The 23,939-nt window shown below is 61.7% G+C and carries 19 protein-coding genes and 1 pseudogene; 13 read left to right on the top strand and 7 right to left on the bottom strand.

The genetic code is table 11. The features are described from left to right. Positions 1–63 precede the first annotated feature (63 nt). Complete coding sequence (locus AC3WJW_RS21205; protein ID WP_007973802.1) at positions 64–372, top strand: addiction module antidote protein; 309 nt, start codon at positions 64–66, stop codon at positions 370–372. Between the two features lie 14 nt (positions 373–386). Here AC3WJW_RS21205 and AC3WJW_RS21200 read toward each other — a convergent pair. After that, a pseudogene (locus tag AC3WJW_RS21200) lies at positions 387–1,200 on the bottom strand (class I SAM-dependent methyltransferase). Positions 1,201–1,372: 172 nt separating this feature from the next. Between AC3WJW_RS21200 and AC3WJW_RS21195 the strand changes: the two are divergent. Further along, entirely contained in the window at positions 1,373–1,753 is a 381-nt protein-coding gene (locus tag AC3WJW_RS21195) for a hypothetical protein (RefSeq protein WP_493727253.1), read from the top strand. Here AC3WJW_RS21195 and AC3WJW_RS21190 read toward each other — a convergent pair whose 3' ends face one another. The 4 genes from AC3WJW_RS21190 to AC3WJW_RS21175 all read right to left on the bottom strand — a co-directional run bounded on the left by AC3WJW_RS21190 (position 1,754) and on the right by AC3WJW_RS21175 (position 7,740). Beyond that, entirely contained in the window at positions 1,754–3,187 is a 1,434-nt protein-coding gene (locus tag AC3WJW_RS21190) for a sigma-54-dependent transcriptional regulator (protein ID WP_493727252.1), read from the bottom strand. After that, positions 3,156–4,649, bottom strand: coding sequence for a sensor histidine kinase (locus AC3WJW_RS21185; RefSeq protein WP_493727251.1), 1,494 nt, complete (start codon positions 4,647–4,649; stop codon positions 3,156–3,158). The genes AC3WJW_RS21190 and AC3WJW_RS21185 overlap by 32 nt, the downstream gene beginning before the upstream one ends. Before the next feature lie 103 nt (positions 4,650–4,752). Further along, positions 4,753–5,865 carry an SCO family protein gene (locus AC3WJW_RS21180; protein ID WP_493727250.1) on the bottom strand — a complete coding sequence of 371 codons (1,113 nt, stop codon included), beginning with the start codon at positions 5,863–5,865 and terminating at the stop codon, positions 4,753–4,755. Positions 5,866–6,294: 429 nt separating this feature from the next. Continuing rightward, positions 6,295–7,740, bottom strand: a complete 1,446-nt coding sequence (locus AC3WJW_RS21175) for a sensor histidine kinase (protein ID WP_493727249.1) — start codon at positions 7,738–7,740, stop codon at positions 6,295–6,297. A gap of 276 nt (positions 7,741–8,016) precedes the next feature. Here AC3WJW_RS21175 and AC3WJW_RS21170 point away from each other — a divergent pair, with 276 nt between their 5' ends. The 4 genes from AC3WJW_RS21170 to AC3WJW_RS21155 are packed head-to-tail and all read left to right on the top strand — an operon-like array spanning position 8,017 to position 13,651. Beyond that, a complete protein-coding gene (locus AC3WJW_RS21170) occupies positions 8,017–9,363 on the top strand; it encodes a hypothetical protein (protein ID WP_493727248.1) in 1,347 nt (448 codons plus the stop codon). Between the two features lie 35 nt (positions 9,364–9,398). After that, the gene (locus tag AC3WJW_RS21165; protein ID WP_493727247.1) at positions 9,399–11,648 is read left to right on the top strand and encodes an Ig-like domain-containing protein; all 2,250 of its coding nucleotides are present in this window, start codon (positions 9,399–9,401) and stop codon (positions 11,646–11,648) included. A gap of 60 nt (positions 11,649–11,708) precedes the next feature. Next, on the top strand, positions 11,709–12,170 hold the full coding sequence (locus tag AC3WJW_RS21160; protein WP_493727246.1) for a curlin: 462 nt from the start codon (positions 11,709–11,711) through the stop codon (positions 12,168–12,170). A gap of 29 nt (positions 12,171–12,199) precedes the next feature. Then, positions 12,200–13,651 (top strand): curlin, encoded by a 1,452-nt coding sequence (locus tag AC3WJW_RS21155; RefSeq protein ID WP_493727245.1) that lies wholly within the window; start codon positions 12,200–12,202, stop codon positions 13,649–13,651. 180 nt (positions 13,652–13,831) lie between these two features. On the opposite strand, the gene AC3WJW_RS21150 is transcribed toward AC3WJW_RS21155, so the two are convergent. Then, on the bottom strand, positions 13,832–14,125 hold the full coding sequence (locus tag AC3WJW_RS21150; protein ID WP_493727244.1) for a DUF1330 domain-containing protein: 294 nt from the start codon (positions 14,123–14,125) through the stop codon (positions 13,832–13,834). 70 nt (positions 14,126–14,195) lie between these two features. Between AC3WJW_RS21150 and ribBA the strand changes: the two genes are divergently transcribed. The 6 genes from ribBA (at position 14,196) to AC3WJW_RS21120 (ending at position 21,544) form a co-directional block, all read left to right on the top strand. Continuing rightward, complete coding sequence (gene ribBA, locus AC3WJW_RS21145; RefSeq protein ID WP_493727243.1) at positions 14,196–15,305, top strand: bifunctional 3,4-dihydroxy-2-butanone-4-phosphate synthase/GTP cyclohydrolase II; 1,110 nt, start codon at positions 14,196–14,198, stop codon at positions 15,303–15,305. Between the two features lie 305 nt (positions 15,306–15,610). After that, positions 15,611–16,636 (top strand): ABC transporter substrate-binding protein, encoded by a 1,026-nt coding sequence (locus AC3WJW_RS21140; protein WP_493727242.1) that lies wholly within the window; start codon positions 15,611–15,613, stop codon positions 16,634–16,636. After that, the gene (locus tag AC3WJW_RS21135) at positions 16,633–17,577 is read left to right on the top strand and encodes an ABC transporter permease (RefSeq protein ID WP_493727241.1); all 945 of its coding nucleotides are present in this window, start codon (positions 16,633–16,635) and stop codon (positions 17,575–17,577) included. The genes AC3WJW_RS21140 and AC3WJW_RS21135 overlap by 4 nt, the downstream gene beginning before the upstream one ends. Positions 17,578–17,583: 6 nt before the next feature. Next, complete coding sequence (locus tag AC3WJW_RS21130) at positions 17,584–18,393, top strand: ABC transporter permease (protein WP_007976227.1); 810 nt, start codon at positions 17,584–17,586, stop codon at positions 18,391–18,393. Between the two features lie 16 nt (positions 18,394–18,409). Beyond that, entirely contained in the window at positions 18,410–19,564 is a 1,155-nt protein-coding gene (locus tag AC3WJW_RS21125; protein WP_493727240.1) for an ABC transporter ATP-binding protein, read from the top strand. A gap of 264 nt (positions 19,565–19,828) precedes the next feature. Then, on the top strand, positions 19,829–21,544 hold the full coding sequence (locus AC3WJW_RS21120) for an amidase (RefSeq protein ID WP_493727239.1): 1,716 nt from the start codon (positions 19,829–19,831) through the stop codon (positions 21,542–21,544). Positions 21,545–21,909: 365 nt separating this feature from the next. On the opposite strand, the gene AC3WJW_RS21115 is transcribed toward AC3WJW_RS21120, so the two are convergent. Continuing rightward, positions 21,910–22,908: a bile acid:sodium symporter family protein gene (locus tag AC3WJW_RS21115; RefSeq protein WP_218504021.1), complete on the bottom strand. Its 999-nt coding sequence runs from the start codon at positions 22,906–22,908 to the stop codon at positions 21,910–21,912. 84 nt (positions 22,909–22,992) lie between these two features. Here AC3WJW_RS21115 and AC3WJW_RS21110 point away from each other — a divergent pair, with 84 nt between their 5' ends. Then, positions 22,993–23,781: an AraC family transcriptional regulator gene (locus AC3WJW_RS21110; protein WP_429398243.1), complete on the top strand. Its 789-nt coding sequence runs from the start codon at positions 22,993–22,995 to the stop codon at positions 23,779–23,781. Positions 23,782–23,939 lie beyond the last annotated feature (158 nt).

Below are 23,939 nucleotides of genomic sequence, written 5' to 3'. Positions count from 1 at the left end.
TGAATTATCTTGTCCAGCAGCCGATATCAAACGCGCAAAAAAAATGGCAAAGGAGGTTTGACCATGAGCCAGACTTTGACGAATTTCGACATGGCGGCACTGCTCGACAGTGATGAAGCCATTAGCGAGTACCTGTCTCAGGTACTGGCAGACGGTGACAACGAGGAGTTTCTTCGCGCTATCGGCTATGTGGTGAAAGCCCGTGGCATGACACAGATTGCCAAAGACTCGGGAATGGGTCGCGAAAGCCTCTACAAAGCCTTCGCGCCCGGAGCAAAACCACGTTTTGATACGGTCCTGAAGGTCATTCATGCCCTGGGCATAGATCTCTGCGCGCAGCCAGGGCACACGGTCAATCACTCAAATCTCTGATTTGATTCCGCACGTTATGTCGCTGACTTCACCACCACCCAGGTAAAACACAACGGCAACTGCGCCTCCTGCTGCTGATAGCGGTCATACAGTTCTTCGCGGTTGGAGTGCGGGTATTCCTTGAAGTGACGGATCTGCAGGCCTGCGGCAATGGCGGCGCCGAAGAGGTCGCCCAGGGTGTGGACGAACCAGTAGGACGGCGCGGCCGGCTGTTCGATCTTGCCCTCGTAGACGATCGGTTCGTGCTGCACGAACGGTTCGCGACGGAAGTATGAACTGCTCGGGCGAAAAGGATCGGCGGCCTCGGGGTCGAACATTTCCAGGAACGGGTGGGTTTCGTACACCACCAGCGCGCCCCCCGGCTTCAGCGTACGCGCCACATGGCGGAAGAATTCGCCGATGTCCGGCATCCAGTTCAAGACCCCGATGGTGTTCAGCGCCAGGTCGAACCGCTCCTGCAATTGCGCAGGCAAGTGGTGAATGTCCGCTTCGATGAATTGCGGCGCATGGGGCGAGCGGGAAGCCAGTTCCCGTGCCTGCTCGAGAAATGCGCCGGACTGGTCGACGCCCACCACGCTGCGCGCCCCCAGGGCGAACAGCGACAGGCTTTCGCGGCCGTTGTTGCAGCCCAGTTGCAGCACTTCCTTGCCGTCGACACCGGTCTGGGCGAGCAACGCTCGTCAGGGTGTCATCCAGGCAGGAAAAATCCGCCTGTTCCACGCCCATCAACAAGGCTTGCCATTCGCTGGAGTCTTTGTGGTGACGGGCGGAGTCATTCCAGGCCTCGCGGTTGCTGGCGATGGCTTGTTCTTTTGTCGGCAGTTCCATTGCACGCTCCAGGGTTCGGGTTGTCGATTTGACCGGCCGGAGTCTAGATCAACCTCATCCTGACAGATGTTGCGAACTTGTAATCCGCGCAGCACCGACGGCGGCTCCCGGCGCCAGCTATAGTTAAAGACCTTGAGGGAAATGTGGTTAAACCGATTTAGCAGGTGTTGCCATGAAAAAGACCGACCTGACGCTTTTGCTCGCCTTCTGCCTGAGCCTGTCCGCTGCTGCCCGCGCCGACGACTTTCCAAACACCACTGACTACAGCAGTGAATTCAACTATTACGGCGCCGACCAACCCTTCGCCCACCCCGCACCACCGTCCATGAACATCATCCCGCCAGGTTCGTACATCCCGACCGCACCCGGGGATTTCATTCCGGTTTCAAGCCAGCACGTGTTTACCGACTCGCGCCTGCCAACCGTGGCCGATGCCACGGTCCGGGTGTTTATCCGCTCCTACGATCCGGAGCGTGGCGTCTACGTGAACCAGGAAGTCGAGAATCCCGGTTGCTTGATGTCCTGCCTGAGACAGGGTCCCGTGTTGCAGTGATTACCACTGGCGTTTGTCCGGCCGGGCGAGGCCGAGCTTTTCGATCCGGTAGCGCAACATGTCACGGCTAAGTCCCAGCAGGCGTGCCGACTTGGTGACGTTCCAGTCAGTCTTGTCGAGCATCTTGCGCACCATGTCGCGCTCCACTTCCGGCAGGTTCATGGATTCGCCGCCGTTGTAGGACGGACGCTGTTCGCTGAAATGCTGCGGCTCGTGATGAAACATCGGTGGCTCATCCACCAGGCTCAGGCAGACGTTCAATTGATGGGCAGCAATGGTGTCGCTTTGCGCCAGCAACACGGTTTGCTCCAGCATGTTGCGCAGTTCGCGTACGTTGCCTGGCCAGCTGTAGCTGAGCAGCAACTCTTCGGCCTGGTTGCTGAAATACAGGTTCGGCTTGCCGTAGCGTTTGCCATGCAGCCCCAGGAAGTGCCGGGCCAGCAGCAGGATATCGGCGCCACGGGCGTACAGGCGCGGCACCTTGATTGAAATGATGCGCAGGCGGAAAAACAGGTCGCGGCGGAATTTGCCTTGCTGAACCATCTGTTCGAGATTGCAGTTGGTGGCGCTGATCACCCGCAGATCGACCTTGCGCTCCTTCACCGAACCGACCCGGCGAATGGTCCGGTCTTCCAACAGCTTGAGAAGCTTGGCTTGCAACAGCAGGTCCATCTCACCGATTTCATCGAGGAACAGCGTGCCGCCATCGGCCGCTTCCACCAGCCCCATGCGACGGTCCTTGGCGTCGGTGAAGGCGCCCTTCTCGTGGCCGAACAGCTCTGATTCCACCAGGTTGGACGGGATCGAAGCGCAGTTGAATTCTATGAACGGGCCTTTGCTGCGCGGGCCGTCGAAGTGCAGTGCCCGGGCCACCAGTTCCTTGCCGGTACCGGTCTCGCCTTCCACCAGGACCGGTGGCAGATCACTGTTGGCCATCCGCCGTTCGGCGTCGAGCAACTGGCTGATGGTGCCCTTGAGATACACCATCGGTGCCGACTCGCCAATCAGTGCCTGCACCCCCGACTTCTGGGCTTCACGCTCCTGATAAAAGGACAGCGTGCGCTCCATGCGGTCGGTCGCCAGGGCCTTGTCGAGCAGCAGCTTGAGCTCCGGCAGGGCCACCGGTTTGGTGACGTAGTGAAAGGCGCCCTCTTTCATTGCCGCCACGGCGTCTTCGACATTGCCGTAACCGGTCATCATGATCACTTTCAGATCCGGCGCGCTGATGCGCAGCTTCTGGATCAGGTCGTGACCACTCATACCCGGCAACGAGTTGTCGGTCAGTACCACGTCAGGTGCGAAAGAACCCAACTGCTCCAGTGCATCTTCAGCCGAGTGGCAGACGGTCACCTCGAAGTCCTTGCGCTCCAGGTAAGTCTGAATATTCTCGGCCAGGATCTCGTCATCCTCGACCAGCAGAATGCTGTGCTCCATATACCCCTCCCGTTGCCACTTTGAAATTGAGACAAACGCGGGTTCCTTCCTGCTCCCGGCTGGTCAGTTCGACCGAGCCGTCAAACCGCTCCATTATTCTTTTGACCAGGGCCAGGCCTACACCCAATCCACCTTGTTTGGTGGTGAAAAACGGCTTGAAGACCATTTGTTGTTGTTGTTTGGACATGCCCTTGCCGGTGTCGGTCAGGATCATGCTCAAGTAGCCGGGTACCGAGGAGTCGATCTCGATCGTCAGCATGCCCTCCTTGGGCATGGCTTCCAGTGCGTTAGCAAACAGGCTATTGAGTATTTGCGTCAGTAGCACCTGGTGGCTGACGACCGGTGGCACGCTGGCGGGAGCGAAACGCACTTCGACGTTCGAACGCTTGATCAGGGACTCAAAGGCACTCAGGGTGTCTTCGATGGCGAGCACCAGGTCGACCGTTTCAAAGTCGTCATTCATCGGCCGCAACGACACCAGCAACTCCCGGACCCAGCGCGACATGCGGTCGACCTGATTGATGATGTCGCCAATGTTTTTCTGTGCCGGTTGGCTGGCGATGTGCTGGGCCAGTTCGGCGCTGGAACGGATGTTGGCCAGTGGATTGCGCAAGCTGTGGGCGACCGCCGAGGACATTTCCCCCAGGGCGACAAAGGTTTCGTTGGCGATCAGCTGTTTTTGCTGGCTTTGCAACAGGATCGCCGCACGCCGCACGATCCAGAACAACCCCAGGTAGATTGCCGCCCCGCCAATCAGGGTCGCCAGCCAGATCGCCTTGAAGCCACGCTGGATGCGGCCCACCAGATCCACCGGTTCCTTGTAGATCTCCACCATGGCAATCACTTTGCTTTTGTCGGCGTTGAACATCGGAATGTAGTTCTCGACGAACAGGTATTCCGGTTCGTGCAGCAGGCGCTGCTCGGGACGCTCTTCATCGATCTCGTGGTAGCTGGTGGACACCGGCGATTGCATTTCGAAGGATTCATCCAGTTCATCGTCGTCTTCGATGCGCACGCCGATCAACTCGGGGTTGGTCGACCAGACCACGGTGCGGTCCTGGGCATACACCGTCGCCAGCAGGATGTCCGGCAGATGCTCCACATGATCGAGAAACTCGGCGCGTGCGGCGGCCCGGGACTCGGGACGGACGTCGGCATAGGCATGGTCCTGTCGCGGGTCGAGCATTTCGCCCATGGTTCTGCCCGGCGAAATCCCGGCGTGACGGATTTCGGCCTCGCCAATGGCCTGGATGAACTGCGCGGTCAGCATCGAATCGCGCTCGATGCTTTCATCGACCACGAAGCGCGTGGAGATGTAGCCCAGCCCCAGCGCCACCACGGCAATGATGAAAAAACTGGCCAGGGAGAACCAGCGCAGCAAGTTGAATTGGGGCAGCCAACCCTTGCGCGAAGCTGCCGGGGCCTGCGGCGCAGGTACTTTTTGTTGTTCCAGTATCTGCATGGGGTCTGTCCTGAGTCCTTGAAAACCAGCCTTTCCAGCCATGTATCAAGTCAGTGTAGGTAACATTGATAGCAATTGACTGGCCCACATAACTATTTCGACACTATTGCACCGGGGGCATGCCCGGTTGTTCGACGGCGTGATGATGTTCGGGCTCCTCGTTACCGCTGACCAAGGGCGCCACCGGTGGATGCTGACGGTCGGTTTCTTCCTGCAGGAAGTCGATGATGGACTGGGCGGACTTCTGGTCCAGCCGCAGGTTGGGCATCGAGATCCGGTTGTAGCGTTCGAACAGCTCCGTCGCAATCGGGTCCTTTTCCGCCAGCATGCGATCCGGTTCGCGGATCCAGCGGTTGAGCCAGACCGGATCGCGCTTACGGGTCACGCCGATCAGGTCCGGGCCGATGCTGTGCACACCGATACCCTGCCCGTCCAGTGGGCCGAGGCTGTGGCAAGACGCGCAGCGGGTGCGGAACAGCTCTTCGCCATTGCTTGGCGGCCGAATTTCCGGTGCATCGACGTAGCTTTCTTCCACACTGGGCTGCTTCCAGTTCTGCAGGGTGTTGGCCAGTTGGTCGGCCAGAATCCACGGATTTTCGAACGGCGAGGCTTTCATCCAGCGGCCCGTTTCCTGGTTGCCGACGATCAGGCTCAGGTTGTGGTCCTTGTTGCGGCCGTTATCGATGCCTTCGATGAACAGGCCCAGTTTCTGCCGCAGCTCGGTGACGTCGGCGAATTCCCCGGTGAGGAATTTCCACCCGGGCCCGACCTGGAAGCGTTGCGCATAGGCCTTGAGCACCTCGGGGGTATCGCTCAAGGGGTCGATGCTGATGGAGTAGAAGAAGATGTCCTTGCCGACCCTGTCTCCCAGCAGTTTCTGCACCTGGCGCAGACGCGCGGTTTCCAGGGGACAGGAGTCGCTGCACGTGGTGAAGATGAAATTGATCACCACCACCTTGCCTTTGATCATGTCATCGAAAAAACGCAGTTGCCGACCGTCCTGGTCGGTCAGCAGGGTGTTGGGGAAATAGTCGCGCCCCCACGGGGTGGCGTCGTCAACGACAGCGGATTCGGGAGCGACTGCCGGAGCCGGTGTGGGTGTCGACAATGGCTGGCTGGCGACCAGCAACTGGCTGGCCAGCAAACCGGTCACCAGCATCAGCACCAGGTGCATGCCCAAGGCGCGTGAGCGCGGTGAATGCGTCTTCATGTTCATGTCGACACCCTCCCTGTTCAAGTTCAGGACCGAAGCCGTTGCGATTGAGGAAGGTTGGCAGTGCGGCACAACGGGCCAATGGCCGTCGGTGGAAACGGCAAGGGCGCCGTTGGCGTGGTGGGGTAGTCAAAACGGGCCTGCACTGCAGGCGGCAGAGCGTTTTCCACCCGCGCGGTGTTGCGTGAGCCTTTGACCCCGTCAGGCGAATCGAAGGATCCTTCGCTGCACTGCGCTTTTTTTTCCATCACCAGCCGCCTCGATGTCGTGAAGGGGGTGATGGTGGTCGTGCAAGGATCTCGCCAGTTCTGTAACTGCTTTATGCAAATTTATTAACACTCGATAAAACAATGGCTTATCAACTTCAGTGCGCTACGACCGTGGAAATGACTGGGGGTTTGACCCGCTAACGGGGATAGTTCATCCCCATTTTCAGGGGACCAGGTTAAACGACAGGCGAACAGTGGTGCCCTCGCCTTCACGGCTATCGAGGGTCACTACCCCGCCAAAACGTTCCATGATCCGCTTGACCAGCACCAGCCCGACGCCCAGCCCGCCCTGCTTGGTGGTGAAGAACGGCCGGAAGGCCATGGTGCGCTGTTCTTCGCTCATGCCTTTGCCGGTATCGCTGACCGTCACGCTGACACGCTCGGCTTCGCGGGGCTCGATCCGGATGGTCAGCGTTCCGCCGCTGTCCATGGCTTCCACCGCGTTGGACAGCAGGCTGTTGAGGATCTGGGTCAGTTGCACGTGCTGACTCAGGACCATGGGCGTCTGGTCCGGCTCGAACACCACGTTGACCCTGGCCTTGCCGATCTGCTGCTCGTAAGCCAGCAGGCTGTCGTGCAGTGCAGCCACCAGGTTCACCGGTTCCGCCTCGTCATTGAGCGGCCGCAGGGACTGGAGCAACTCCCGTACCCAATTCGACATGCGATCGACCTGACCGATGATGTCGTTGATGTTCCGGTGTGCCGGACCGTCGTCGAACTCCATCGCCAGCTCGGCGCTTGAACGGATGTTCGCCAACGGATTGCGCAGACTGTGGGCGACCGCCGAGGACATCTCCCCCAGTGCGACGAAGGTTTCGTTGGTGATCAATTGCTTCTGCTGCGTCGCCAGCAGGATCGCCGCACGCCGCACGATCCAGTACAGGCCCAGGTAAATCAGCGCGCCGCCCATGGCGGTCGCCAGCCAGATCAGCACCAGGCCGCGCTCCATGCGGTTGATCAGGTCCTGCGGTTCCTTGTAGATCTCGACCATCGCCGTGACGGTGGTGCCATCGGCGTCGAACAGGGGAATGTAGTTCTCGAGGAAGATGAATTTCGGTGGCACCACGAACTTCTGCTCCATGCGGGATTTGTCCACCTCGTGGTAACTGGTCGACACGGAAGTCTTCGAGTTGAATGCCCGTTCGAGGTCTTCATCGTCATGAATCGTGGTGCCCATCAAGGACGGGTTGGTCGACCAGATCACCATGCGGTCGGGGGCATAGATATTGGCCAGGATCACGTCCGGCAGATTTTCGATATGGTCGAGGAATTCATCACGGGCACTGGCCCGGGCCAGCGGGTCGACGTCGGGAAAGTCCTTGTCTGTTCGTGGGTCGAGCAACTGGCCCATGGTCCGCACGTTGGGAATCGACACATGGCGCACCTCGGCCAAGGCAATCGCCTGAACGAACTGTGAGGTCAGCAGCGCATCGCGCTGCACGCTTTCGGTAATCACGAACCGCGTGGACACCGCCCCCAGCGCCACCGCCACCGTGCCGATCACCGCCATGCTGATCAGCGAAAACCAGCGCAGCAGATCGAACGGCTGCTTGCGCGTCCTCAAGCGGACTTCGCTTTCGGTCGCAAGCACTTTCGCGATTGTGGTCATGGACACGTTCCCGGTAACCCCCCATAGGTTTATAGCCCACTCAAGGCAGATTGCCCGAACCCGGGGACCGCGATTCCCCTCCCCCCTACGCCCCATTACCCCAATGTTGGGGACAACCGCCCGCTTGAACACTTCCCGGTCTGTCGGCCGCGACGGCGTCAACGCCTTTGCTCCGGGCCTCTCCCGGGCGTTTTCGCTGATTGGTATGAAAGTTGCCATCCTCCCTGCCAACTGACCCATCCCCAAGGGGCAGGTACTTCGATAGAGGGAATACTCATGCACCCTTTACTGTGCAAAACCGCGACCGCGCTGGTCGTGACCGCTCTAGCCCAAGGCATCGCCCAGGCAGCGCTGTTTGCCGTAGACCCGGGACCCTACCTGCCAGCCAATGGCAATTTCGCCGCCTGGTATCAGGATGCCCACGGCCGAACACTTGACCTGTGTCTGTCAAAGGCTGTCAGTTCCAGGGTTGCCAGCGCGCCTGGCGCCCCGACTTACATGTGCTCGTTGATCCCTAACCCCGGGATTTTCGATGACACCAAACCGTTGGTCTTCCCGACCAATTTCCCCGACGAAGCGTTCTGGGCGACAGGCGAAACGACCATCGTCGACGCCGCCCGAGGCATCGACCTGACCTATGTCTCGGCGCTCGAAGCGGCCTTCAGCGGGGGTGATCCGCTGGAGGGCGATCAGATCAGCTTCGCCCGTATCCGTATCCGCGTCGACGTGCCCGTCGCCGGCACCTATGTCATCACCCACCCCTACGGCGTCGACGTATTCAATATCGACACCCCCGGCCGGCGGGCGATCAACATGACCCGGGACATCGGCATCGGTGCGCCAAAAACCTATGACGGCGCGCTCAAGGGTGACGTCGGACCGTTCCTGCGCAGCGTCAACGGCCCCTACACCGAGACCAACCCGACCACAGGCCAGGCGGAAAAATTCGTCGGCGATCCGAACCTCAACGAAGCCGTCACCGGCAGCCCGTTCAACACCAACTACGTGCGCATCGAAGGCCCCAATGGCCTGGACTTGCGCACCACCCTCTTCGCCGTTTCCGGCAAGTTGTCATCGGTGGTCCGGCCGACCCCTGTGATCGCCGAACGCAGCACCTACTCGCGACAAGCCGGCGCCAGCGCACCGGTGGCCCAGCAGGATGTGTTCGTGATGGCCCCGCCGCCACCAGCCAGCGTGACCCTGACCAGCAACAACCCGGTCCTGAACTTCTCCGAAGCGGACACCACCGGCCACTGGTATGCGCAGTCGCCTAACAATCCGGCCCTGCCGAGCACCTTGCAGGTGACCGCCGACAACCACCTGGCCATCCCCAGCAGCACGCCGACCGTCTTGCCCATGCCGCTGACCGACCTGGTGACGATCTCACGTGCCGAGTACAGCCTGAGCACCGGGCAAATCAGCATCACCGCCTCGACCAGCGACGAAACGTCGCCACCGGTGCTCACCGCTACCACCGGCACCGGTCTTGCCATCGGCGCCCTGAGTGGCGACGGCGCCGTGAAAAGCCTGGCCACCGGCATCACGCCGGTTCCGCCAGCCCAGGTTCGCGTGACGTCAGCCAATGGCGGCAGCGATACCGAAGAAGTGGTCATCGTGCAATGAACGCTCACATGCCCAGATCCTCATCAGGAGGCATCATGAACAAATGGCCACGCCTGGCGGTCAACGCCCTGGGATTGACTCTATCGCTGTCCGGCAGTGCTTTCGCGCAACTCGCCGCCGTCGATCCCGGCCCCTACACCTTTGCCACCGGGAAATTCCCGATCTGGTATCAGGACAACAATCAGCTGTCGATGGAGCTGTGCCAGTCCCGTGCCGTCAGCACACGGGTCGCTGCCAGTGTGCCACCGGCCTACATGTGCACCCTGCTGCCGGAACCGGGCATTTACGATGACACCCAGCCGATGGTGTTCCCGGACAACTGGCCACCGGAAGCGTTCTGGTACCTTGCCGAGACCAACATTCCCAACAACGCCGCTGGCTATGGCATGGACGCCTATGTCGCCGGGATCGAGGCGGCATTCGCTTCGGAAAACCCGGTCGACGGCGATCAGGTCAGCTTCGCGCGGATTCGCATGCGGGTGAACATTCCCACGGCGGGGATCTACACCATTACCCACCCCTATGGTGTGGAAACGGTCAACGTCACCACCCCCGGTCGTCGTGCGATCAACATCACCCGGGACGTCGGCATCGGTGCGCCAGGGGTGTTCAGCGGTGCGGTCAACGGCGCGATCGGGCCGTTCCTGCGCAGCGTCAACGGCCCCTATACCGCGGTGAATCCGGACACCGGCGCCATCGAAACCTTCATTGGCGACCCGAACCTCACCGAGGCCGTGACCGGCAGCCCCAACAACACCAACTTCGTACGCATCCAGGGCCCGGCCGGGACCATCCAGACCAACCTCTTCACCGTGGCCGGCAAGGTGCTCGACAGCCGCGCGCAAACCGCGGTGGACATGAGCCGTGCCACCTACCGGCGTACCGCCGGCACGGGGGGCAACAACACCCGGGTCGAAGTGTTCGCCAAAGCCGCCAACGGTTCGACCCTGTGCTTTCGCGAAAGCATCGCCCTGGTGCCCGGCCCACCACCGACGCCTTGCCAGACCAACATGGTGAGCGATAACAACGGCACGTTCTTCGCCCAGCATCTGCTGGCCAACGGCACCGTGCCACCGGTCGTGGTGGTGACCGCCACCAACCCGGCCGGCACCACCCGCCCGACGGCGGTGTCGAGCAAGCTCTCGGACGTGGTGAAAATCCAGACCGCTCGCTATAGCTGGAGCAACCACAGCCTGCTGATCGAGGCCACCTCCACGGACGAAGTGGCGGTACCGGACATGGTCGCCCAGGGTTACGGACGGCTGTCGAAAACCGGCACCCTGCAACGCCTCACGGTGGCCGACCTGGCCCAACCACCGGCAACCGTCACGGTGAAATCCGCCGCCGGCGGCAGTGACACCGAGCCGGTCGTTGTCGTCGGCACTGCACCGGACACCGGCGCGAACCAGGCACCGATCTCCGTCGCCGATACCGGCAGCACCAGCTTCGGCGTGCCGATCACCCTCAACCTGCTGGCCAACGACAGGGATCCTGATGGCAACACGCCGCTGAGCATTACCGCGCTGACCCCTCCGGCCGCCGGCCAGGGCACCGTGGCATTGAGCGGCACCACGGCGGTGGTCTACACCCCTCCCGCCGTGGTCAACGCGCCACTGACCGCGACCTTCACCTACAAGGCTCAGGACGTCAAAGGCCTGGCCTCGACGACGGCGGCAACCGTGACCATTACCGTGGCGCCTAACCAGCCTCCGGTGGCCGTCGCCGATGCCGTCACGACACTGGGTGTGGCGATCCCGATCAGCGTGCTGGCCAACGACACCGATCCGGAAGGCAACCTGCCGCTGGCCGTCGCCAGCTTCACTCCACCACCGACAGGTCGCGGCACCGTCAGCAGTAACGGCACGGTGCTCACCTACACCCCACCGGCCTCCGTCCCCACGGCCTTCACCACGACCTTCACCTACTTCGCCAGGGACAGCTTCGGCGCGGTATCGACGACGCCGGCCACGGTCACGGTGCAGGTTTCGCCACGGCCTGCTGCGGAAACCTTCGCCGTGACCACCGCAACGGTGAGCGCCCGCTCCAATAACCGCTTCACCTGGGACTTTGCCGGCACCTCATCGGTGACCACCGGCAACACCATCACCATCAAGGTCACGACCCCTGCCGGGCTGGTCACCCTGGGCACCACCTCCGTACCGCTGAATGGACGCTGGAGGTTGACGGTGAACAACACCACCACGGTGGTTCCGTCGGCGAACCCGACCGCCACGATCACCTCGTCCCAAGGCTCCGTGCGTTCGGTGCCGGTGATCGCCAACTGAGCCTGCGCCCCATCAACCGCGCGGGTTGATGGGGCCGGCTTCAACCCTAAGGACAGGCCCATGAAAACTTCGACTGCCGCCCTGCTCTGCCTGCTTCTGCTCTGCGGCATTACAGGCGTGCACGCCGACGATCTGATGGAAAACGAAGACCTCGGCCCCGGTGGCGATCTTGGTGAATTGCCACCACCGGCAGGTCAGCACGCGCTGATCGACCAGAACGGCCAGGCCAACGTCGCGATGCTGCAACAGAACGGTCAGTCGTTGCTCGGCACCATCGTCCAGTCGGGCAGCAATCAGGAGGCCTACATCCTGCAACAAGGAAGCGACTTGATGGCAATGATCAATCAGCAAGGCTCCGGTAACGATGCCTCGATTACCCAGACAGGCAGCCACAACCGCGCCCGTATCTCGCAAAACGGCAATGACAACAGCGCCAGCATCGACCAGGCCGGCACGGGGCTGCAAAGCGCCGTGAACCAGTCCGGGAACGGCATGAGCGTTTCGGTCAAACAATATCGTTAAAGCACTGCACCCGATATGGAGATTCAATCATGTTCAAATTGACGCCCCTCACCGCCGCGATCCTCGTCATGGTCAGTGCCCAGGCCATGGCTGAAGACAGCATTTCCAACCAGTTTCAGGACGGCACCGCCAACATCGCCGACGTGAAGCAGATCGCGGCGCCGCTCAGTAGCGCCAATCAACAGCAGCAAGGCCTGGGTAACGATGCCGCGGCGGTGCAGGACAATGCCACCAGCACCATCGACCAGCAACAGTCCGGCCAGTACAACGCCGGATATGCCGAGCAACTGTACGAAAACGGCAGCACCATCCATCAGCTGCAGTCCGGCACGTACAACAACACCCATGCCAGCCAGTCAATCGGCGTGGGTAGCAGCGAAGCCTTGCAGCAACAGGAAGGTAACGGCAACTTCTCGCTCATCTACCAGAGCAGCCAGGACGGCGCGTCCGCCAAGACCTTCCAGTTTGGTGACAACAACGAAGCCAACGTCGAACAGACGGAGGTGGGCGTCGACAATAAAGCGACGGTCACCCAGCACGGCAACGAGAACTACGGCACCGCCGAACAGGTGTTGCACAACGGCGCCCGGATGGACATCAACCAGAACGGCGACGGCAACTATGCCTATGGCGACCAGCGCAACGGCCAGGGCGGCAACCTGACCATCAACCAGTACGGCAACGGCAACGGCACCGAAGTCTGGCAAGAGACTCAGGTCGCCAGCCAGGCCACCATCAACCAATACGGGAACACCAACGAAACCATCGTCGACCAGAGCTTTGGCGATAACAACGTGGCTTCGGTGCTGCAGGTCGGCAACCTCAACGCCATCTATGCCGACCAGTACGAATCCGCCAACTCGACCCTGGCGCTGTATCAACAAGGCAACAGCAACGTGCATTTCACCTATCAAAACGGCACTGACCAGGTGCTCAATGTCAACACCACAGGTGACGGCAACAAGGTCTACGCCAGCAACTGGAAAGGCCCGCAGACCGGCGGCCAGTTCGGCACCGGCCAGCGTGCGACCATCAACCAGAATGGCTACGACAACGTCGCCAACTTCACCCAGAACGGCACCGGCCATATCGTGACCACTAACCAGACCGGTACCGGCAACAAAACCACCATCAGCCAGGACAATTTGTATAACGAGCTGTACTTCGACCAGAACGGCACTGACAACATCCTGATCTCCGACCAGCGCGGCGAGACCAACCTGGCCATGGGCAGCACAATGGGTACGGGCAACAGCACCGAGTTCAATCAGGACGGCAGCAGCAACCGCGCCTACACCCAGCAATTGTCCGGCAGCAGCGACAACATGATCACCGTCAAACAGGCCAACACCATGAACGTGGCCTACGTCACCCAGGGCGGCACCGGCAACATCGCCAACATCGACCAGAGCGGCATGACCCAGACAGCCACCGTGCAACAGTATGGTTCGACCAACCAGGCCACCGTGCTGCAGCAGTAATCGAGGGGGCTGCGGGGCGGGCGGGTTACGTGGAAAAACGGAACGCCGCCCGACCTGATTCTGATGCGTACGTGTTTCCCTGTAGGAGCTGCCGCAGGCTGCGATCTTTTGATTTTGACCATGTCGAAGGGGCGGAAGATCAAGATCAAAAGATCGCAGCCTGCGGCAGCTCCTACAGGGTCAGCTCTCCACCCCTTCGACAATGATGACCTCAGCCAAAGCCACCCCCTCACGATACCCTCGCGCCTCCTGATACAACGCCGAGTGATAACAAGCCACCGCCAACTCATAGGAATCAAACTCGATCACCACACTGCGCTGCGGCGTCGCCCGACCTTCCATCGCCTCACTACGTCCACCCCGCGCCAGAATCCGACCGCCATACAGGGCAAACGCCTGCGGCGCCCGCCGGGTGTATTGGCTGTATTGATCAGGGTCAGTGATATCCACGTGAGCAATCCAGTACGCCTTCATAGTGACCTCTCGGTTTATTTTGTATTATGGTATACCACATTACTCATCCCACAAACACCGAGACTCCAGCATGGCCTTCAACAGCATCGAAGAAATCATCGAAGATTACCGCCTCGGCAAAATGGTCCTGCTGGTCGACGATGAAGACCGGGAAAACGAAGGCGACCTGTTGCTGGCCGCCGACTGCTGCACACCCGAGGCGATCAGCTTTATGGCCCGTGAAGCCCGTGGCCTGATCTGCCTGACCCTGACCGATGAACACTGCAAACGCCTGGGCCTGGAGCAAATGGTGCCGAGCAACGGCAGCGTGTTCAGCACCGCGTTCACCGTGTCCATCGAGGCTGCCGTCGGTGTCACCACCGGTATCTCCGCCGCCGATCGTGCCTGCACCGTGGCCGCCGCCGTCGCCGCCAACGCAGGTCCTGCCGACATCGTGCAACCGGGCCACATCTTCCCGCTGCGCGCCCGGGAAGGCGGTGTGCTGACCCGCGCCGGCCACACCGAAGCCGGTTGCGACCTGGCCCGCCTGGCCGGCCATACACCCGCCTCGGTGATCGTCGAAGTGATGAACGACGACGGCACCATGGCCCGCCGCCCCGACCTGGAAGTGTTCGCGCGCAAGCACGGGATCAAGATCGGCACCATCGCCGACCTGATCCACTACCGCCTGAGCACCGAACACACCATCGTCCGCATCGGGGAACGTGACTTGCCGACGGTGCACGGCACCTTCCGTCTGATCACCTTTGAGGATCGCATCGAAGGCGGTGTCCACATGGCCATGGTCATGGGCGATCTGCGCCGCGAAGAGCCGACGCTGGTGCGCGTGCATGTGATCGATCCGTTGCGCGACCTGGTCGGCGCCGAATACAGCGGGCCGACCAACTGGACCTTGTGGGCCGCCTTGCAGCGTGTCGCCGCCGAAGGCCACGGCGTGGTGGTGGTGCTGGCCAATCACGAATCCTCCCAGGCGCTGCTGGAACGCGTACCGCAATTGACCCAGCCGCCCCGGCAGTTCAGCCGTTCGCAGTCGCGGATTTATTCGGAGGTGGGCACCGGCGCGCAGATCCTGCAGAACCTGGGTGTCGGCAAGCTGCGCCACCTCGGTCCGCCACTGAAATATGCGGGCTTGACCGGGTATGACCTGGAGGTGGTGGAGAGTATTGCGTTCACCGAATGATCCTCGGCTGAATGCAATCCCCTGTGGGAGCGAGCCTGCTCGCGAAGAGGCCGGTACATCCAACATCTTCGTTGACTGTTACACCGCCTTCGCGAGCAGGCTCGCTCCCACAGGGGGAATGCGTCGACACTGAAAAACCACTTTTGGCGGATAGCCGGTACGGCAAAGTGCTTGCACAAAGTTTGGAATACCATAATATGATATTCCATAGACCGGACAGTCAGCACTGACTCGCCGGACCTACTGCTCCCGATAGGCGGGCACTCGAAGGCCCCGCTCATAAACACAACAATGAGGGCGTGAAAATGGTGTTGAACAAACGTGCGACCGCGGTTCTTTTTGCGGGACTGCTGAGCGTCACCAGCCAGGCATTGCTGGCGGCTGAAAGCGTCAACTTCGTGAGTTGGGGCGGCAGCACCCAGGATGCACAGAAGCAGGCCTGGGCCGATCCGTTCAGCAAGGCCAGCGGCATCACCGTTGTGCAGGATGGCCCGACCGACTACGGCAAGCTCAAGGCCATGGTCGAAAGCGGCAACGTGCAATGGGACGTGGTGGATGTCGAAGCCGACTTCGCTTTGCGCGCCGCCTCCGAAGGCTTGCTCGAACCCCTCGATTTCAAAGTCATCGAGCGCGACAAGATCGACCCGCGCTTCGTCAGCGATCACGGCGTCGGCTCGTTCTTCTTCTCCTTCGTCCTCGGCTACAACGAAGGCAAGCTTGGCGCCAGCAAACCTCAGGACTGGTCCGCGCTGTTCGACACCAAGACCTACCCCGGCAAACGCGCCCTCTACAAATGGCCAAGCCCTGGCGTGCTCGAGCTGGCGCTGCTGGCCGACGGTGTAGCGGCGGACAAGCTCTACCCGCTGGACCTGGACCGCGCGTTCAAGAAACTCGACACCATCAAGAAAGACATCGTCTGGTGGGGCGGCGGCGCGCAGTCGCAGCAACTGCTGGCCTCCGGTGAAGCGAGCATGGGCCAGTTCTGGAACGGCCGGATTCATGCCCTGCAGGAAGACGGCGCCCCGGTCGGCGTAAGCTGGAAGCAGAACCTGGTCATGGCCGACATCCTGGTCATTCCCAAGGGTTCGAAAAACAAGGACGCGGCGATGAAGTTCCTGGCCAACGCCAGCAGCGCCAAAGGACAGGCCGACTTCTCCAACCTGACCGCCTACGCCCCGGTCAACGTCGACAGCGTGGCGCGCCTGGACTCGGCGCTGGCCCCGAACCTGCCGACCGCTTATGCAAAGGATCAGATCACTCTTGATTTCGCATACTGGGCCAAGAACGGTCCGGCCATTGCGACACGGTGGAACGAATGGCTGGTCAAATGAAAATGACGGCAACTGCGCCTCGTCCTTCCACGGCCTCCGGGAGCGCCATCGGCGCTGCCGGTTCGGCAGTCGGCCAGACCGTTGCGAAGCAACCCTCGCCGTCGCTGAAGCAGCGTTGGCGTGGCGCCAGTAACCTGGTCCCCGCCCTGCTGTTCCTCGGTCTGTTCTTTCTCGCGCCGCTGATTGGCCTGCTGCTGCGCGGCGTGCTGGAACCGGTGCCGGGCCTGGGCAACTACGAGCAACTGTTCGCCAACTCGGCCTATGCCCGGGTGTTGCTCAACACCTTCTCGGTGGCGGGCCTGGTGACGTTGTTCAGCCTGCTGCTGGGCTTCCCGCTGGCCTGGGCGATCACCCTGGTGCCGCGTGGCTGGGGGCGCTGGATCCTCAACATCGTGCTGTTGTCGATGTGGACCAGCCTGCTCGCCCGCACCTACTCCTGGCTGGTGTTGCTGCAAGCCTCCGGGGTGATCAACAAGGCGTTGATGGCGCTGGGCATCATCGATCAACCGCTGGAGATGGTGCACAACCTCACCGGCGTGGTGATCGGCATGAGCTACATCATGATCCCGTTCATCGTGCTGCCGTTGCAGGCGACCATGCAGGCCATCGACCCGATGATCCTGCAGGCCGGTTCGATCTGCGGCGCCAGCCCCTGGACCAACTTCTTCCGGGTGTTCCTGCCGCTGTGCCGGCCGGGGCTGTTCTCCGGCGGCCTGATGGTGTTCGTGATGTCCCTCGGTTACTACGTGACCCCGGCGCTGCTGGGCGGTGCACAGAACATGATGCTGCCCGAGTTCATCATTCAGCAGGTGCAATCGTTCCTCAACTGGGGCCTGGCCAGCGCCGGCGCCGCGTTGCTGATCGTGATCACGCTGGTGCTGTTCTACTTCTACCTGAAGCTCCAGCCGGAATCCCCGGTTGGCGCCAGCAACGCGAGGTAAGCCGTCATGCTCCTGACCCCCAATGCCATGAGCCGCCGGATGCGCTTCGGCCTCTATGCCACCACCGGGCTGATCGGTCTGTTCCTGCTGCTGCCGATCGTGTTCATCGTGCTGCTGTCGTTCGGTTCGTCGCAATGGCTGGTGTTCCCGCCGCCGGGCTGGACGCTGAAATGGTACGGCCAGTTCTTCTCCAACGCCGACTGGATGAACGCGGCCATGGCCAGCCTCAAGGTCGCGGTGCTGACGACGTTCTTCGCCGTCGCGTTGGGCCTGCCGACCGCGTTCGCGTTGGTACGCGGCCGCTTCCCCGGACGGGAAATGCTCTACGGCCTGTTCACCCTGCCGATGATCGTGCCCCTGGTGATCATCGCCGTGGCGGTGTACGCGCTGTTCCTGAAACTGGGCTACACCGGGACCATGTTCGCCTTCGTGGTCAGCCATGTGATCGTGGCGTTGCCGTTCACCATCATCTCGATCATCAACTCGCTGAAGCTGTTCGATCAGTCGATCGAGGATGCGGCGGTGATCTGCGGCGCCTCGCGCCTGCAAGCGGTGTTCAAGGTGACCTTTCCGGCGATCCGCCCGGGCATGGTCGCCGGCGCCCTCTTCGCCTTCCTCGTCTCGTGGGATGAAGTGGTGCTGAGCGTGATGATGGCCAGCCCGACCCTGCAAACCCTTCCCGTGAAAATGTGGACCACCCTGCGCCAGGACCTGACGCCCGTGATCGCCGTCGCCTCGACGCTGCTGATCGGCCTCTCGGTCTTGGTCATGGTGATCGCCGCCGCTCTGCGCCGGCGCAACGAAATCAGCGCTTGAGCGCCAGGAGTACGACATGAGTGCAGTGATCAAAGATTCCGCGCAGCAAAATGACAAACCCCTGGTCAGCCTGCGTAACCTGAACAAGCACTACGGCGACTTCGCCGCCGTGGACAACATCTCACTGGACATCAAGGACGGTGAATTCCTCACCTTCCTCGGCTCCAGCGGCTCGGGCAAAAGCACCACGCTGTCGATGCTCGCCGGCTTCGAAACGCCGAGCAGCGGCGAGATCCTGGTCAACGGCCAGTCGCTGGTCAACGTGCCGCCGCACAAGCGCGACATCGGCATGGTGTTCCAGCGTTACTCACTGTTCCCGCACCTGTCGGTACGCGACAACATCGCCTTCCCGCTGGCCATTCGCAAACTGGCCACGGCCGAACGCGAACGCCGGGTCGATGCGATGCTCAAGCTGGTGCAGCTTGAACAGTTTGCCCACCGCCGCCCTTCGCAACTCTCTGGCGGTCAGCAACAGCGCGTCGCCATCGCCCGCGCACTGGTTTACGAGCCACGCATCCTGTTGATGGACGAACCGCTGGGCGCGCTGGACAAAAAGCTGCGCGAAGACTTGCAGGATGAACTGCGTCAGCTGCATCGGCGCCTGGGCATCACCATTGTCTACGTGACCCATGATCAGGAAGAAGCCATGCGCCTGTCCCAACGCATCGCGATTTTCAGCCACGGCAAGATCGTTGGCCTGGGCAGCGGTTATGACCTTTACCAGAACCCGCCGAACGCCTTTGTCGCTTCGTTCCTGGGCAACTCCAACTTCCTCAAGCTCAAGGCACAGGGTAATGCGGTGGCGACCTTCGAGGGGCAACCGCTGTCGATCCGACTCACCGCCAGCCTGCAAACCGACCAGGACGTACTGCTGATGGTACGCCCGGAAAAAGCCCTGGCCCTGAGCAATGAACAAGCCCTCGCCGAACCGCTGGCCGCCGGCTGGAACGAAGTCTCGGCCAAGGTCGTGGAAGTGTTGTTCCTCGGCGAAAGCCAGACCTGCAGCGTAATCACTGTCGGCGGCACCTCGATGACGGTCAAGGCACTGTCCGCCGCCGGCATGCCGCTCAAGGCCGGCGACCCGGTGCGGGTGCGTTGGGCCACCGCCGACGCCTGCGTCTACACCGAATGGGCCGAAAGCGACCTGAACAAGGCTGCCGGCGCTCACTGATCCATTGGCCTGCGCGCGCGGGCCACTATAATGAGTCACCCTCGGGCCACCACAACGTCGGGTTGTGGTGGCCTTTTTTCTGTCGCCTGTAAGATAAATTGGACAACGGATTCCTAAAATCCCGGTTTAATGCTAAATAGTGCTCAGTATTTTTAACACCCGACCCTGTCGTGCCACACAGTGCAACGAGAATAACGATATGAAAGTCCATTTCGAGAAAAGTGAAGTGTTTGGGACCCTCCACCTGCAAGCGGCGGTGGCAGCATGATCGAAGTCACCGAAGTTTCCATTGCCGAGCTGCGCGCCGCGCTCGAATCCGGCCAGACCACCTCGGTTGAACTGGTCCAGGCCTATCTCGCGCGGATCGACGCCTATGACGGCCCCGAGACGCCCACGGCACTGAACGCAGTGGTGGTGCGCAATCCCGAGGCCCTCGCCGAAGCGCAGGCCGCCGACGCCCGTCGCGCCAAGGGCCAGACGCTGGGTCCACTGGATGGCATCCCTTACACCGCCAAGGACAGTTATCTGGTCAAGGGCCTCACCGCCGCTTCCGGCAGCCCGGCCTTCAAGGACCTGGTCGCCTATCGCGATGCGTTCACCATCGAGCGCCTGCGTGCCGCCGGGGCGATCTGTCTGGGCAAGACCAACATGCCGCCGATGGCCAACGGCGGGATGCAGCGCGGCGTCTATGGCCGCGCCGAGAGCCCGTACAACGCCGGCTACCTCACCGCCCCTTTCGCCTCCGGCTCGTCGAACGGTGCCGGCACGGCCACCGCGGCCAGTTTCGCCGCTTTCGGTCTGGCGGAAGAAACCTGGTCGAGTGGTCGCGGCCCGGCTTCGAACAACGGTTTGTGCGCCTACACCCCTTCGCGCGGGGTGATCTCGGTACGCGGCAACTGGCCGCTGACCCCGACCATGGACGTGGTCGTGCCGTTTGCCCGGACCATGGCCGACCTGCTCGAAGTGCTCGACGTGGTGGTGGCCGATGACCCGGACACTCGCGGTGACCTGTGGCGCTTGCAGCCTTGGGTGCCCATTCCGAAATCGTCCGAGGTACGCCCGCAATCCTATGCCGCGCTGGCGGCGAACAGCGAAGCGCTCAAAGGCAAGAAGTTCGGCATTCCGCGCATGTACATCAACGCCGACCCTGAAGCTGGCACTTCCGAAGCGCCGGGCATCGGTGGCCCGACCGGCCAGCGCATCATTACCCGTCCGTCGGTGATCGGTCTCTGGGAACAGGCGCGCAAGGCCCTCGAAGACGCCGGGGCGCAAGTGATCGACGTGGACTTCCCGCTGGTCTCCAATTGCGAAGGCGATCGCCCTGGCGCGCCGACCGTGTTCAATCGCGGCATCGTCTCCAAGGAATTTCTGCACCATGAACTGTGGGACCTGACCGCCTGGGCGTTCGATGATTTCCTGCAGGCCAACGGCGATCCGAAATTGAATCGCCTGGTCGATGTCGACGGCCCGCTGATCTTCCCTCACGACCCGGGCACCCTGCCCAACCGCGAGGGCGACCTGGTTGCCGGCATGGACGAATACGTGCGCATGGCCGAGCGCGGCATCACGCCGTGGGACCAGATCAGCACAGTACCCGACGGCCTGCGCGGACTGGAAAAGACCCGCAAGATCGATCTGGAAGACTGGATGGATCGCCTGGGCCTCGACGCGGTGCTGTTCCCGACGGTCGCCGATGTAGCGCCGGCGAATGCCGATGTCGATCCGCAGTCGGCGGATATCGCCTGGAGCAACGGTATATGGGTCGCCAACGGCAACCTCGCCATCCGTCACCTCGGCGTGCCAACGGTCACCGTGCCGATGGGCGTGATGCCGGACATCGGCATGCCGGTCGGCCTGACCTTTGCCGGACGCGCCTATGACGACTCGTCGCTACTGCACCTGGCATCGGCGTTCGAGTCGACCGGGAACAAACGCATGATCCCGCCACGCACCCCGCCATTGGCGGCTGACAAGCGCTGATGCAGGCGCTGGCTTAGCAAGCTCGCTCCTACAGATGCGGTCTTTTGTGGGAGCTGGCTTGCCAGCGATGGTCGTCAACGATAACGCGTATGAGCTGGATGAACGCGGTCCTTTGTAGGAGCTGGCCTGCCAGCGATGGTCGTTAACGATTACGCGGGTCAACTGGATGAACGCGGTCCTTTGTAGGAGCTGGCCTGTCAGCGATGGTCGTTAACGATAACGCGGGTCAACTGGATGAACGCGGTCCTTTGTAGGAGCTGGCCTGCCAGCGATGGTCGTTAACGATTACGCGGGTCAACTGGATGAAAACGCGGCGCGCTTGAGTCCATCGCCAGCAGGCTGGCTCCTACAGGTTCCCGGGGTTTTCAGGGATCGACCTGGGCCATCAGTTCCGGAATCGATTCCGGCCGATTGGCAAAGCGCTGCGCCAGCACCGCACAGACCATCAGTTGAATCTGGTGGAACAGCATCAACGGCAGGATCAACACGCCAATGGTGCTACCGGCAAACAACACCTGCGCCATCGGCACACCGGTTGCCAGACTTTTCTTCGAGCCGCAGAAAAGAATGGTGATGCGGTCTTCCTGATTGAAGCCAAAAGCCTTGCCCAGCACGGTCGAGGCCACCAACACCAGCGCCAGGACCACGCAGCACGCCACCACCAGCCCGACCAGATCCAGCAACGGAATCTGGTGCCAGAGGCCTTCGATCACCGCTTCGCTGAACGCGCCGTAGACCACCAGCAATATCGAACCCTGATCGACGAACTTCAGCCAACTCTTGTTGCGCCCCACCCAGTTGCCGATCCAGCGTCGCGCGATCTGCCCGGCAATGAACGGCAGCAGCAACTGCACGCTGATCTTGAGGATGGCGTCGAGGGTCGATGAGCCTTCGCCGTGCACATTGAGCAGCAGGGTCACCAGCAAGGGCGTGAGGAAAATCCCGAACAGGCTGGACGCCGCCGCGCTGCAGATCGCCGCCGGGATGTTGCCCCGCGCCAGCGAAGTAAAGGCAATCGCCGACTGCACCGTGGCGGGCAGCGCACACAGGTACAGCATGCCCATGTACAGGTCGTTGCCGATCAGCGGTGACAGCAGCGGTTTGAGCGCCAGGCCGAGCAGCGGGAACAGCACGAAGGTCAGGCTGAACACCAGCAAATGCAGGCGCCAGTGCCCGGCACCGGCAATGATCGACTCGCGGGACAGCTTGGCGCCATGCAGGAAAAACAGCAGCGCGATGGCGATGTTGGTCAGCCAGCCAAAACCGACCGCGACCTGGCCGCTGGCGGGCAGCAGGCTGGCGAGCGCGACCACGCCGATCAGGGTCAGGGTGAAGTTGTCGGGTAACAAACGGGGGCGTGTCATGGGTTGATCATCCGGGGGTTGCCAGTACGTGAAAGCGACTCTAACGTGACTGGATATTACCGACTAACGCCGATGAGCCCACCGATGCCGCCTAAAGGACATGACAAAAGTATCCGGCGCAGTATTCCCGGGCTGTCCAGCCTGCCTCGACCGCTCTACGGCCGTACCGAATCACTGCCCAATCGCGCCCTGACCCGGCGCCACAGCCACCCATGGGTGCAGCTGTCCTATGCGATCCAGGGCGTGCTCGAAATCCAGACCGGCGTCGGGCGCTTCGTCGCCCCGCCGGAGCGTGCGGTGTGGATTCCGGCGGGCATGCCGCACCGGGTGTTCAGTTCGCCGCGCACGGAAATGCGCAGCCTGTACATCGATTGCAGCGTCTCGACCTGGGCGCCGCCAGGCTGCCATGTGTTGGGGGTCAGCGATTTGTTGCGCGAGTTGATCCGCGCCTTCAGTCAGATTCCGGTGGAATACGATCAGGACGGAGCGCACGGCCGGTTGGCCCAGGTGATTCTCGATCAGTTGGCTGAGGCCCCGCAGATCGACCTGATGCTGCCCCTGCCCCAGGACAGCCGGTTGCGGCAGATCGCGCAAAGCCTGGAGTCGCACCCCGAGCAACAAACCACCCTCAGTCACTGGAGCGACCAATTCGGCGTCACCGAGAAAACCCTCAGTCGCCTGTTCCTGCGCGATACCGGCCTGACCTTTCGCGCCTGGCGCCAGCGCTTGCGCCTGCTCGGAGCCCTGACTCCCCTGGAACAGGGCGAGCGAGTGACCGACGTGGCGCTGGCCTGCGGCTACGACTCGACGTCGGCGTTCATTGCGGCGTTTCGTCAGCAGTTTGGTGAAACGCCGGGGGAGTTTTTTCGCTGAGCCTTGCGCCGTACATCTCTGTTGCCTGTCAGTCCGCCATCGCGAGCAAGCTCGCTCCCACAGGGGGCTTTATGTCGTACGCAGAATTTGTGCACAACAACATTCAACTGTGGGAGCGAGCTTGCTCGCGATAGCGGTGGATCAGTCGACACCTGCAT

It is taken from the genome of Pseudomonas sp. GW821-FHT07G06 (genome assembly GCF_058986625.1).
This window is presented reverse-complemented; position numbering and strand designations above follow the sequence as displayed.

What these genes read in the sequence shown, in the direction of transcription:
- AC3WJW_RS21150 (WP_493727244.1), bottom strand. Translation starts at nt 14,125, where the DNA reads ATGAAGGCGTACTGGATTGCTCACGTGGATATCACTGACCCTGATCAA.
- AC3WJW_RS21180 (WP_493727250.1), bottom strand. Translation starts at nt 5,865, where the DNA reads ATGAACATGAAGACGCATTCACCGCGCTCACGCGCCTTGGGCATGCAC.
- AC3WJW_RS21140 (WP_493727242.1), top strand. Translation starts at nt 15,611, where the DNA reads ATGGTGTTGAACAAACGTGCGACCGCGGTTCTTTTTGCGGGACTGCTG.
- AC3WJW_RS21130 (WP_007976227.1), top strand. Translation starts at nt 17,584, where the DNA reads ATGCTCCTGACCCCCAATGCCATGAGCCGCCGGATGCGCTTCGGCCTC.
- AC3WJW_RS21185 (WP_493727251.1), bottom strand. Translation starts at nt 4,649, where the DNA reads ATGCAGATACTGGAACAACAAAAAGTACCTGCGCCGCAGGCCCCGGCA.
- AC3WJW_RS21160 (WP_493727246.1), top strand. Translation starts at nt 11,709, where the DNA reads ATGAAAACTTCGACTGCCGCCCTGCTCTGCCTGCTTCTGCTCTGCGGC.
- AC3WJW_RS21125 (WP_493727240.1), top strand. Translation starts at nt 18,410, where the DNA reads ATGAGTGCAGTGATCAAAGATTCCGCGCAGCAAAATGACAAACCCCTG.
- AC3WJW_RS21165 (WP_493727247.1), top strand. Translation starts at nt 9,399, where the DNA reads ATGAACAAATGGCCACGCCTGGCGGTCAACGCCCTGGGATTGACTCTA.
- AC3WJW_RS21175 (WP_493727249.1), bottom strand. Translation starts at nt 7,740, where the DNA reads ATGACCACAATCGCGAAAGTGCTTGCGACCGAAAGCGAAGTCCGCTTG.
- AC3WJW_RS21155 (WP_493727245.1), top strand. Translation starts at nt 12,200, where the DNA reads ATGTTCAAATTGACGCCCCTCACCGCCGCGATCCTCGTCATGGTCAGT.
- ribBA (WP_493727243.1), top strand. Translation starts at nt 14,196, where the DNA reads ATGGCCTTCAACAGCATCGAAGAAATCATCGAAGATTACCGCCTCGGC.
- AC3WJW_RS21115 (WP_218504021.1), bottom strand. Translation starts at nt 22,908, where the DNA reads ATGACACGCCCCCGTTTGTTACCCGACAACTTCACCCTGACCCTGATC.
- AC3WJW_RS21135 (WP_493727241.1), top strand. Translation starts at nt 16,633, where the DNA reads ATGAAAATGACGGCAACTGCGCCTCGTCCTTCCACGGCCTCCGGGAGC.
- AC3WJW_RS21195 (WP_493727253.1), top strand. Translation starts at nt 1,373, where the DNA reads ATGAAAAAGACCGACCTGACGCTTTTGCTCGCCTTCTGCCTGAGCCTG.
- AC3WJW_RS21110 (WP_429398243.1), top strand. Translation starts at nt 22,993, where the DNA reads ATGCCGCCTAAAGGACATGACAAAAGTATCCGGCGCAGTATTCCCGGG.
- AC3WJW_RS21190 (WP_493727252.1), bottom strand. Translation starts at nt 3,187, where the DNA reads ATGGAGCACAGCATTCTGCTGGTCGAGGATGACGAGATCCTGGCCGAG.
- AC3WJW_RS21170 (WP_493727248.1), top strand. Translation starts at nt 8,017, where the DNA reads ATGCACCCTTTACTGTGCAAAACCGCGACCGCGCTGGTCGTGACCGCT.
- AC3WJW_RS21120 (WP_493727239.1), top strand. Translation starts at nt 19,829, where the DNA reads ATGATCGAAGTCACCGAAGTTTCCATTGCCGAGCTGCGCGCCGCGCTC.
- AC3WJW_RS21205 (WP_007973802.1), top strand. Translation starts at nt 64, where the DNA reads ATGAGCCAGACTTTGACGAATTTCGACATGGCGGCACTGCTCGACAGT.